Source organism: Klebsiella sp. Ech2A (assembly GCF_030078455.1).
Classification (GTDB): Bacteria; Pseudomonadota; Gammaproteobacteria; order Enterobacterales; family Enterobacteriaceae; genus Klebsiella; species Klebsiella terrigena.
Genome location: NZ_JAQGFU010000162.1, coordinates 1 through 10,044, shown reverse-complemented (window position 1 = coordinate 10,044; position 10,044 = coordinate 1). Strand labels below are relative to the sequence as shown.

General features: G+C 54.5%; 10 protein-coding genes, 2 tRNA genes, 1 rRNA gene and 1 pseudogene. 5 read left to right on the top strand and 9 right to left on the bottom strand.

Going from position 1 to position 10,044, the window contains the following annotated elements; all coding sequences use genetic code 11:
- A pseudogene (locus tag PFH44_RS21140) lies at window positions 1–160 on the top strand (formate dehydrogenase cytochrome b556 subunit); the annotation flags it as partial.
- Window positions 161–385: 225 nt separating this feature from the next.
- Here the strand turns inward: PFH44_RS21140 and PFH44_RS21135 are convergent.
- Window positions 386–462 (bottom strand) — tRNA-Asp (locus tag PFH44_RS21135).
- A 134-nt stretch (window positions 463–596) separates the two neighbouring features.
- Window positions 597–1,328 carry a DNA polymerase III subunit epsilon gene (gene dnaQ / locus PFH44_RS21130; protein ID WP_200894892.1) on the bottom strand — a complete coding sequence of 244 codons (732 nt, stop codon included), beginning with the start codon at window positions 1,326–1,328 and terminating at the stop codon, window positions 597–599.
- Between the two features lie 64 nt (window positions 1,329–1,392).
- On the opposite strand from dnaQ, the gene rnhA reads away from it, so the two are divergent.
- The gene (gene rnhA, locus PFH44_RS21125; RefSeq protein ID WP_463671558.1) at window positions 1,393–1,860 is read left to right on the top strand and encodes a ribonuclease HI; all 468 of its coding nucleotides are present in this window, start codon (window positions 1,393–1,395) and stop codon (window positions 1,858–1,860) included.
- Here the strand turns inward: rnhA and PFH44_RS21120 are convergent.
- Window positions 1,857–2,579 carry a class I SAM-dependent methyltransferase gene (locus PFH44_RS21120; protein WP_045854081.1) on the bottom strand — a complete coding sequence of 241 codons (723 nt, stop codon included), beginning with the start codon at window positions 2,577–2,579 and terminating at the stop codon, window positions 1,857–1,859. The two genes, rnhA and PFH44_RS21120, sit on opposite strands and share 4 nt — an antisense overlap.
- 33 nt (window positions 2,580–2,612) lie before the next feature.
- Between PFH44_RS21120 and gloB the strand changes: the two genes are divergently transcribed.
- Both gloB and mltD read left to right on the top strand, forming a co-directional pair.
- On the top strand, window positions 2,613–3,368 hold the full coding sequence (gene gloB / locus PFH44_RS21115; protein ID WP_283826053.1) for a hydroxyacylglutathione hydrolase: 756 nt from the start codon (window positions 2,613–2,615) through the stop codon (window positions 3,366–3,368).
- Between the two features lie 71 nt (window positions 3,369–3,439).
- Window positions 3,440–4,807 (top strand): murein transglycosylase D, encoded by a 1,368-nt coding sequence (gene mltD, locus PFH44_RS21110; RefSeq protein ID WP_045854079.1) that lies wholly within the window; start codon window positions 3,440–3,442, stop codon window positions 4,805–4,807.
- Window positions 4,808–4,850: 43 nt separating this feature from the next.
- Here mltD and PFH44_RS21105 read toward each other — a convergent pair whose 3' ends face one another.
- The 3 genes from PFH44_RS21105 to PFH44_RS21095 form a co-directional block, all read right to left on the bottom strand.
- Window positions 4,851–5,621 carry a class I SAM-dependent methyltransferase gene (locus PFH44_RS21105; RefSeq protein ID WP_283826052.1) on the bottom strand — a complete coding sequence of 257 codons (771 nt, stop codon included), beginning with the start codon at window positions 5,619–5,621 and terminating at the stop codon, window positions 4,851–4,853.
- Between the two features lie 84 nt (window positions 5,622–5,705).
- Complete coding sequence (locus tag PFH44_RS21100) at window positions 5,706–6,503, bottom strand: endonuclease/exonuclease/phosphatase family protein (protein ID WP_152643973.1); 798 nt, start codon at window positions 6,501–6,503, stop codon at window positions 5,706–5,708.
- A 103-nt stretch (window positions 6,504–6,606) separates the two neighbouring features.
- The gene (locus tag PFH44_RS21095) at window positions 6,607–7,794 is read right to left on the bottom strand and encodes an MFS transporter (RefSeq protein WP_041144159.1); all 1,188 of its coding nucleotides are present in this window, start codon (window positions 7,792–7,794) and stop codon (window positions 6,607–6,609) included.
- 104 nt (window positions 7,795–7,898) lie between these two features.
- On the opposite strand from PFH44_RS21095, the gene yafC reads away from it, so the two are divergent.
- Window positions 7,899–8,801, top strand: a complete 903-nt coding sequence (gene yafC / locus PFH44_RS21090) for a DNA-binding transcriptional regulator YafC (protein WP_041144158.1) — start codon at window positions 7,899–7,901, stop codon at window positions 8,799–8,801.
- 34 nt (window positions 8,802–8,835) lie between these two features.
- Here yafC and dkgB read toward each other — a convergent pair whose 3' ends face one another.
- The 3 genes from dkgB to rrf form a co-directional block, all read right to left on the bottom strand.
- Entirely contained in the window at window positions 8,836–9,639 is an 804-nt protein-coding gene (gene dkgB / locus PFH44_RS21085) for a 2,5-didehydrogluconate reductase DkgB (RefSeq protein ID WP_045854075.1), read from the bottom strand.
- Window positions 9,640–9,801: 162 nt separating this feature from the next.
- A tRNA-Asp gene (locus tag PFH44_RS21080) sits at window positions 9,802–9,878 on the bottom strand.
- 54 nt (window positions 9,879–9,932) lie between these two features.
- Window positions 9,933–10,044 (bottom strand): 5S ribosomal RNA (rrf, locus tag PFH44_RS21075); the annotation flags it as partial.

Here is a 10,044-nt window from a genome sequence, read left to right as displayed (position 1 = left end):
AATTGTGGTTATCATGGTGCATATCTACGCCGCCCTGTGGGTGAAAGGCACCATTACCGCGATGGTGGAAGGTTGGGTTACCAAAACATGGGCGAAGAAACATCACCCGCGCTGGTATCGCGAAGTCAAAGAGAAACAGCCTTCGGTCACGAAAGATTGATGAAGTAAATTCGGGAGATTTTCTGACTAACAGGGATGTTAGCGTAGCGACGGCGCGTAACAGGATGGCAGCAGCTATGCTATTACGCGCTATTTTGCTCGGCGATTGCCGGGGCGCCGACAGAAATAAAATCGAGCATAATCGCGCAAGCCGGACGGCCGTGGCGGATGACAAAACGCAGATATGAAAAAGGCCCACGTTAATTAATAACATGGGCCTGAATAGTGGCGGAACGGACGGGACTCGAACCCGCGACCCCCTGCGTGACAGGCAGGTATTCTAACCGACTGAACTACCGCTCCACTTTCACTGTTCCCTTGGGAACGAGGCGAATATTACGGATTACCGCTAACTCCGTCAACGCTTTTTCTTCACTTTTGAACCATTTGCTCTAAAAATCGCCCACCCGCCTATTTTTACAGCGCATTGCGGCGTATCAGCTCCGCCACAGGCAGCTTCCGCCTTTCTTTTGGATCAAATCGAGCCGCGATTCATGGTTTAACAGCTCGTCATCAGAGGCGTAAACGACGCGCAGCCTGCTGGCCGCCCGAACAACGCGCTGTATTCCTATCTCTCCCGCCTGCATCTGCCCTTCGCCTTCCGTCGAAAATGCCAGCGTCGTCTGACCGCCGGTCATCATCAGATAGACATCGGCCAGAATCTGGGCATCGAGTAACGCCCCGTGCAGCGTTCGCTTGCTGTTATCTATTTCATAACGTGAGCACAGCGCATCGAGGCTGTTACGCTTGCCGGGGAACATTTTCCGCGCCAGCGCCAGGCTATCGGTGACCTTGCAGAAGGTATTGGTTTTGGGAATATCGCGCTTGAGCTTGGCGAACTCGTAGTCCATAAAGCCGATATCGAACGATGCGTTATGGATGACCAGCTCCGCCCCGCGGATGTAGTCCATAAACTCATCGGCGACCTCAGCAAACGCCGGCTTATCCATCAGAAACTCATCGGCAATTCCGTGAACGCCAAAAGCTTCAGGGTCCACCAGCCGGTCCGGCTTGAGATAAACGTGGAAGTTATTCCCGGTGAGGCGGCGGTTGATCACCTCCACCGCACCAATCTCGATGATTTTATGTCCTTCGTAATGCGCACCGAGCTGGTTCATACCAGTGGTTTCAGTATCGAGAACAATCTGTCGCGTAATTGCAGTGCTCATATCAGTCATTTATGTCAGACTTGCCGTTTACATATCGATGTCAATTACAGGAAGTCTACCAGAGATGCTTAAACAGGTAGAAATTTTCACCGACGGTTCATGCCTGGGAAATCCAGGACCCGGCGGCTACGGCGCTATTTTACGCTATCGCGGGAAGGAAAAAATCTTTAGCGAAGGCTATAACCTCACGACCAACAACCGCATGGAGATGATGGCGGCCATCGTTGCGCTGGAAGCGCTGAAAGAGCAGTGCGAAGTCGTTCTCAGCACCGACAGCCAGTACGTGCGCCAGGGGATCACCCAGTGGATCCATAACTGGAAAAAGCGCGGCTGGAAAACGGCGGAGAAAAAGCCGGTCAAAAATGTGGATCTGTGGCAGCGTCTGGACATCGCGCTTGGCCAGCACCTGATTAAGTGGGAGTGGGTCAAAGGCCACGCCGGCCATCCGGAAAACGAGCGCTGCGACGAGCTGGCGCGCGCTGCCGCCTCCAACCCTACTCAGGACGACGTCGGCTACCAGCCGGAACGTTAATTATGCCCGTTTCGCGACTGTCGCGTGGCCCCTACCGCCTGGCGCAGACGGGGCTTCGCTTTTCCCGACTTCAGCGGGTTGAGCGTGAGCGGGATCGTGCGCTTGCGGGCAACAATCAGCTGCAGACAGCCCAGCGCCGGCAGGTGGGTACTGAGCATCTTGCCGCCGTGTCGGGACCAGGGCAGCACCTGATAACGGCCGTAGTGCAGCACCTCAAAATTGAGCAGCGCCAGCCAGTCCAGCTGGCGCGTTAGCGTAAACATCCGGCTGCTGTACGGCACCGTTTTACGCAATACCGGCATCAGCTTGCGCAGGCCCATCAGGCTCACGGGGTTAAACCCGGTCATAATTATCCAGCCGTCATCAATCAACACCCTGTCGGCTTCACGCAGCAGGCGGTGGGGATCGCTACACCAGGGCAAGGTATGCGCCAGCAGGCAGGCGTCAACCGACTTTTCGGCAAAAGGCAGATGGAGAGGATCGGCCTGAACCTGAATCGGCGTGCCCTGAAGCGAAACGTTCACCTGATGCGAGATAGCGCAGGATTCGGTATTGATTTCCGCGCTCAGATTGCCAATCTTAAGTAAATGAAAGCCATATAGCTTGGCCAGCCACGGTTTCATCTGCCGCTCCAGCGATTCGCGATAGTATTCGCCCCAGGGCATACTGGACCAATGCTCTGGCGCTGTGACTATCTGAGATATCCTTGCCGGCTTCATCGCAACCTTCCGCTACGCTTTTAGGGGTAATAAATGAATCTTATCAGCATTCCTGCATTTCAGGACAACTACATCTGGGTTCTTAGCGCGGATAACGGCCGCTGTCTGATCGTCGATCCAGGCGAAGCGGCGCCCGTGCTGGCCGCTATCGCGGAGCACGGCTGGCAGCCGGAGGCCATTTTTCTCACCCACCACCACCTCGATCACGTTGGCGGCGTGAAACAACTGTGCGAAAAATTCCCCGACATCGTGGTTTACGGACCGGCGGAAACCCAGGATAAGGGAACGACGCGTCTCGTTGCCGACGGCGATCGGGTCGTTGTTTTAGGCCACGAATTTTCTATTTTCTCCACGCCAGGTCACACTTTAGGACACATCTGTTTCTACAGTGAACCTTATCTATTTTGTGGCGATACAATGTTTTCCGGCGGCTGCGGCAGGCTCTTCGAAGGGACGGCGGAGCAGATGTATCAATCATTTAAGAAAATAGCGGAGCTCCCAGACGATACGCTGGTATGTTGCGCACATGAGTATACTTTAGCAAATATGAAGTTTGCTCTGAGTATCCTGCCACAGGATATGGCTATAAATGATTATTACCATAAAGTTAATGAGTTACGTGCAAAAAAACAAATGACACTACCGGTAACTCTCAAAAACGAGCGCCGTATAAATTTATTTTTACGCACGGATGATAATGATTTAATTAAAGAAATATCCAAAGAAACAAATTTGCAACACTCTGCGCAGCGATTCGCGTGGTTAAGGTCAAAGAAAGATGACTTCTGATATTTAACTCTTGTCATTCGCGAACTTCACCGTTATTCTTGCTCGTCTTTTAAGCAACTATTGACACACACATGAAGGCACGAGCGATTTTACTCGTCTCTGTCCTGCTGGCGGGGTGCCAATCGTCTAAGCACGATGGCAACGTTCAACAGCACGCACAGAGCCTTTCTGCAGCTGGTCAAGGGGAAGCAGGTAAGTTCACAAGTCAAGCGCGCTGGTTAGATGATGGAACCTTCTACGCGCAAGACCAGGATCTGTGGACTTCCATAGGCGACGAGCTAAAGATGGGAATTCCGGAAAATACCCGGATTCGCGAACAGAAACAGAAGTACTTAAGTAATAAGAGCTATCTCCACGATGTAACTTTACGGGCAGAGCCGTATATGTACTGGATAGCCGGGCAAGTTAAGAAACGTAACATGCCAATGGAACTGGTATTACTACCCATAGTGGAGAGCGCTTTTAACCCGCATGCAACGTCTGGCGCCAATGCCGCAGGCATCTGGCAGATCATTCCGAGCACCGGGCGCAATTATGGTTTGAAGCAGACCCGCAGCTACGATGCGCGTCGTGACGTTGTCGCCTCTACTACGGCGGCGCTGAACATGATGCAGCGTCTGAATAAGATGTTTGACGGCGACTGGCTGTTGACCGTCGCAGCTTATAACAGCGGTGAAGGCCGGGTACTGAAGGCAATGAAAGCGAATAAATCACGCGGCAAGCCCACTGATTTTTGGTCGCTTTCATTACCACAGGAAACCAGAATCTACGTACCTAAGATGCTGGCTTTGAGCGATATTCTCAAAAACAGCAAGCGCTATGGCGTGAAGCTGCCGACGGCAGACGAAAGCCGTGCGCTGGCGCGAGTTCGCCTCGATAGTCCGGTTGATATTAGCCAACTGGCCGATATGGCAGGAATGCCCGTCGGCAAGCTGAAAACATTCAACGCCGGAGTAAAGGGATCAACCCTGGGTGCGAACGGGCCGAAGTACGTGATGGTGCCACAGAAACATGCCGCTCAGCTGCGTGAGTCTCTGGCCTCTGGCGATATTGCCGCCGTACAGCCAACGCAGCTCGCGGCCAACGCGCCGTTGACCAGCCGCAGCTATAAGGTTCGTTCAGGCGATACGATTTCCGGGATCGCCTCACGTCTCGGCGTATCGACGAAAGATTTGCAGCAGTGGAATAATCTGCGCGGATCCGGGCTGAAAGCGGGCCAGGATCTGGTAGTTGGCGCCGGCAGCAGCGCGACGCGTCTTGCGAACAACAGCGATAGCATCACCTATCGCGTACGCAAAGGCGACTCGCTGTCGAGCATCGCAAAACGTCATGGTGTGAATATTCGTGATGTGATGCGCTGGAACAGCGGCACCAATGACCTGAAGCCGGGCGATCAGCTCACGCTGTTTGTGAAAAATAGCGACCGGCCGGATTCCTGATATACCTGATAAAAAAGGCACCGTTTCCCGGTGCCTTTTCTTTTTATACCGCTTTATGCGCTTCAAACATGATGGTATCGCTGGTAAAGGAGCCGTCGTCCTGTAAGGCAAAGTAGGCTTTTACCTCTGCCGATGCGCTATCCTGATAGAGGCGAATCGCTGCTACCAGCGCCTCCGGCGTACGCATGCGCGCCACCCATGAGCTGAACTCCAGCGGCAGGCGATCGGTCGATAAACTATTCGTGACCAGCCCGGCATCGTTCGCCAGCGCCAGCCACTCTCCGCTGGAATAGTTGCGAACGTGAGAGGTATCGCGCAGCGCTTCAACCGTTTGCAGCCACACGTCACGAACCGGATGTCCCGGTGACATGACGTCCATAATAATCAGCACCCCACCCGGCTTGAGAACGCGTTTGACCTCGCGCAGCGCCTGGCCGACATCATGCCAGTGATGGGCAGAATAGCGGCTAATCACCACGTCAAAGCTGTCCGCCGCAAAGGGCAGCGTTTCCGCATAGCCCTGCTGGGTCTTTATATTTGAAAAACCCTTATCCTGAGCGGCCTGCGCCACAACGTCCAGCATCTGGCTGGATAAATCATATGCCGTTACCTCTGCCACCTGCCCGGCCGCAGCAAAGCTGGCATGCCCGGCGCCGCAGCCCATATCGAGAACCTGCGCAGCAGGGAAATCAGCCAGCCGCTCGGCCAGCCGCTGCAGATCGCGTCCCGATGCGTGTACGGCGCTGGTCAGGTAAGCGCTGGCCTGTGAGCCAAACTGCTTTTCGACGTTGTCATGGTGAGAGCGTGTTGTCATTGTGTTGTCCTTCGGTTGTTTGAATAATAAAGGCAGCACCTTGCTTGCGCAGGCCCGCCCCATGGCAGGCCTGACGTACCTTAATTAATCAGGCTTGCCGGGACTGAATTCGACTAGTAGCGGGTTGTGATCGGAGGCGCGGGTGACCAGCACGGAGGCATCGTGCACGCTTAATCCCCGGTAGAACACAAAATCGAGCGGGCGACCAAAAGTGCGGCGGCGCTGATCGTCGGAAAAACGCACCTCGCGCAGCGACATTTCGCGGGCAAAGCGATAGAGCGCATTCATGCGCGGTCGGCTCCAGGCATTAAAATCACCGGCCATAATAATCGGGCCGCTGTGGTGCGCTATCTGGTCGCCGATAGGTAACAGCTGCTTGCTGTAGACATCAACCCCAAGGCTGAAGTTAACCGCATGGATGTTCACCACCATCAGCAAACGCATATCCGGCAGCGGGTAGACGGTCACAAGCGCCGATTTAGCCAGACGCAAAATGGGTTCGCGTTCGCGCAGAGGGCAGCAGTAGACCGGATGAGTCGAAGCCAGCGTCATAACGCCAGAGGGGTGCTGAGGCAGAACGAGTGCGGGAACCTGATCGGCGGCCAGATAGTTGGTCGTGGCGAATCTGACCAGCTCGGGCGTCGTTTGCGCCTCTTGTAACAGCACCAGATGGGCATCTTTACCGAAATTATTCAGCACGGACTTCCACTCAGCCCGCTGCTGTTTAAAGATATTCCACACCAGCACGCGGATCTTCTCATCGCTGCTTAAAGGGACGCCTGGCGGAAAACCATGGCCAAGGCTTGCAAACGACCCCGGAGGCAAAATTCTCTCCGCAGGCTGTCCGGCGACATAGCGCATAGCATAAGTATTCTTTCGCAATTTAGGCATCAAACCTCGATAACATGAAACCGGCCTGACTGCGGCCGGTTATTCTGTTATAGGGATTTTCGTATGCACTTTCAATGCAATTCGCGAGAAACCTTTATCCTTCGACGGAAACCGCCTTTGCCGGGCGAGATTTATCCAGACGACCGCTCAGTATGACCAGCAGCAGCGCAGCCAGCACAATCACCGCGCCAATCCACGGCGTCTCGGCCAGGCCATAGCGCTCTACGGTTTGTCCGCCAATAATAGAGCCTAAAGCGATACCGACGTTAAAAGCGGCAATGTTAAGGCCGGAGGCAACGTCTACGGCGCCGGGCGTATACTGTTCCGCTTTCTGTACGACATAGACCTGCAGGCCCGGCACGTTGCCGAAGGCAAAGATTCCCATCACCAGCACCGTTGCCAGCGCGGCATACTGGATACTGGCCGTCAGCTGGAACACCAGCAGCAGCACAACCAGCGCAGCAAAGATAATCTTCAGTGCGGCCACCGCTCCGTGCCTGTCGGCCAGCCTGCCGCCCCAGACATTACCCAACGCCACTGAAACACCGTAGCCCAGTAAAATCCAGCTCACCGCAGACGGACTGAAACCGGCAAGGTCCTGCATCATTGGCGCGAGGAAGGTAAACGCCGTGAAGACGCCGCCATATCCCAGGGCGGTAATGGCATAGATGATCAGCAAGCGCGGATGGGTTAACACCTGCATCTGATCGCGCAGGCTGGCGCTGGCCCGACCCGGAATATTGTTCGGCACCAGAATCAGGCTGCTCACCAGCGCAATCACGCCAAGAATGGAAACCGCAAGGAAGGTTTCACGCCAGCCGAAATGCTGGCCGATAAAGGTACCAATCGGCACCCCGGTGACCAGCGCGACGGTCAGACCGCCAAACATGATGGCAATCGCCGACGCGGCCTTCTCTTTAGGTACCAGGCTGGTCGCAATGGTAGAACCAATCGAGAAGAACACGCCGTGCGCCAGGCCGGTAAGCAGGCGGGCGAAAATCAGCGTTTCATAACCCGGCGCTTGCCAGGCGAGCAGGTTGCCGGCAGTGAACAGCACCATTAGCGCCAGCAGCAGCTGTTTGCGCGGCATGCGGCCGGTCAGCGCCGTCAGCACCGGGGCGCCGATCGCGACGCCAAGCGCGTAGATAGAAACCAACAGACCCGCTGAAGGCAGTGAGATGGCCAGCTGCTCTGCGATCGTCGGCACCAGGCCGACAATTACAAACTCGGTGGTACCAATCGCAAAGGCACCGATAGTTAAGGCAAGTAGCGCCAGTGGCATAATTTACTCCGTAGCATCAGGATTAAGATGACACGTAGTATGCAGGGATGCTTAAATAACAAAAACTATCAAAGTCTCAATAGAATTTTGCTACAGGTGCAATAATGAGAGCAACATCAGAAGAGATTGCCATCTTCGTCGCCGTGGTGGAAAGCGGAAGCTTTAGCCGGGCGGCGGAACAGCTGGGACAGGCAAACTCGGCCGTCAGCCGGGCGGTAAAAAAGCTGGAATCAAAGCTTAGCGTCAGCCTGCTTAACCGAACAACTCGTCAGCTAAGCCTGACCGAGGAGGGAGAACGCTACTTTCGCCGTATGCAGGTGGTGCTTCAGGAGATGGCGGCGGCGGAAAATGAGCTTCTGGAAACGCGGACGACGCCAAGAGGATTGCTGCGGGTAGATGCCGCCACCCCGGTGATGCTCCACTTTCTGATGCCGCTGGTGAAGCCTTTTCGCGAGCGCTATCCGGAAATGACCCTCGCGCTGGTGTCGTCGGAAACCTTCATCAACTTGATTGAGCGTAAGGTTGATGTTGCGATCCGCGCGGGTACGTTGACGGATTCCAGCCTGCGCGCCCGGCCGCTGTTTAACAGCTACCGCAAAATCATCGCCTCGCCTGACTACCTCTCCCGCCACGGCACGCCGCAGGATGTAGCCAGCCTTAAAGATCATCAGTGCCTGGGTTTTACTGAGCCCCTTTCACTAAATACCTGGCCAGTCTCCTGCTGCGATGGTCAGCTGCTGGAAGTCAGCTGCGAGATATCCTCCAATAGCGGGGAAACCATCAAGCAGCTATGCCTGGCCGGTAACGGCATCGCCTGTTTATCGGATTATATGGTGAACCAGGAGATTGCGAGCGGGGAGTTTGTCGAGCTTCTTGCCGACAAGCGGCTGCCGGTAGAAATGCCCTTTAGCGCCGTTTACTACAGCGACAGAGCGGTCAGTACCCGGATAAGGGCGTTTATTGATTTTCTCAGCGAGCACGTAAAACAGCTCCCGAAGGAGCTGTAGAGGGTTAAATAAGGGTTACAGAGGGTGGGTTATTTTAATCCCACTCGGGGGCAAGACCTTCCGGGCTAACCAGGCGATCGTTGCAATCCAGCGCGGCGATCGCTTTACGATCTTCCTCATCCAGCTGCAGATCCTGAGCTTTCAGGTTGCTCGCCAGATTTTCACGTTTAGTTGAAGACGGGATCACCGCGTAGCCTTCTCCCAAAGCCCAGGCCAGTATCACCTGTGCAGGCGTTGCGCTGTGCTTCGCGGCAATACCTGAAATAACTTCATCTTTCAGTGCCTTACCATATGCCAACGTCATGTACGACGTGATATGGATACCGTGCGCCGTCGCCCAATCCACAGTCTTGCGATTCTGCAGATAGGGGGATAGCTCAATCTGATTGGTCGCAATGTTTTCAGCGCCGACGGCAGCAATTGCGCGTTCCATCAGCGGAATCGTGAAGTTTGAAATCCCGATCTGGCGAGTCAGCCCCAGCTCTTTAGCTTCCAGCAGCGCCGGCATAAACTCTTCAACGGCGACGGCATCACCCGGCGAAGGCCAGTGGATCAGCGTCAGATCGACATAATCAGTACGCAGCTTTTTCAGACTCTCTTTCAGACTGGTAATAAGCGAGTCTTTGCTCAGGTTTTCGATCCAGATCTTGGTGGTGATAAACAGCTCATCACGCGCCACGCCGCTTTCGGCGATGGCCTGGCCAACGGCCGCTTCGTTATCATAGATCTGGGCGGTATCAATCGTACGGTAGCCCAGTTCCAGCGCCGTTTTTACTGATGCGATAACCACATCATCTTTCAGACGGAAGGTTCCAAGACCAAATGCAGGGATTGCCATAAATTCCTCTTTTTTACTTAGTGTTAACTCATTGAGAACATTATGGCTGATGCATCAGAGGGGAAAAAGATCGATAAATGCAGAGGATTTTTGCTGAAATAGCAACAATAGTACGACGGAAAAAGAAAAAGCCCTGAGCAAATGCTCAGGGCTGTTAATAAGTGGCGGAACGGACGGGACTCGAACCCGCGACCCCCTGCGTGACAGGCAGGTATTCTAACCGACTGAACTACCGCTCCACCGAATTTCTTTACAACAACCGGTTTATTGCCCCGGTTTACTGCTAATTTGATGCCTGGCAGTTCCCTACTCTCACATGGGGAGACCCCACACTACCATCGGCGCTACGGCGTTTCACTTCTGAGTTCGGCATGGGGTCAGGTGGGACCACCGCGCTGTTGCCGC

Bases quoted from the DNA above. Each gene is read 5' to 3' on its own strand.
- PFH44_RS21105 (WP_283826052.1), bottom strand. From the start codon at position 5,621: ATGACAACACGCTCTCACCATGACAACGTCGAAAAGCAGTTTGGCTCA.
- PFH44_RS21120 (WP_045854081.1), bottom strand. From the start codon at position 2,579: ATGAAGCCGGCAAGGATATCTCAGATAGTCACAGCGCCAGAGCATTGG.
- gloB (WP_283826053.1), top strand. From the start codon at position 2,613: ATGAATCTTATCAGCATTCCTGCATTTCAGGACAACTACATCTGGGTT.
- yafC (WP_041144158.1), top strand. From the start codon at position 7,899: ATGAGAGCAACATCAGAAGAGATTGCCATCTTCGTCGCCGTGGTGGAA.
- mltD (WP_045854079.1), top strand. From the start codon at position 3,440: ATGAAGGCACGAGCGATTTTACTCGTCTCTGTCCTGCTGGCGGGGTGC.
- dkgB (WP_045854075.1), bottom strand. From the start codon at position 9,639: ATGGCAATCCCTGCATTTGGTCTTGGAACCTTCCGTCTGAAAGATGAT.
- rnhA (WP_463671558.1), top strand. From the start codon at position 1,393: ATGCTTAAACAGGTAGAAATTTTCACCGACGGTTCATGCCTGGGAAAT.
- PFH44_RS21095 (WP_041144159.1), bottom strand. From the start codon at position 7,794: ATGCCACTGGCGCTACTTGCCTTAACTATCGGTGCCTTTGCGATTGGT.
- dnaQ (WP_200894892.1), bottom strand. From the start codon at position 1,328: ATGAGCACTGCAATTACGCGACAGATTGTTCTCGATACTGAAACCACT.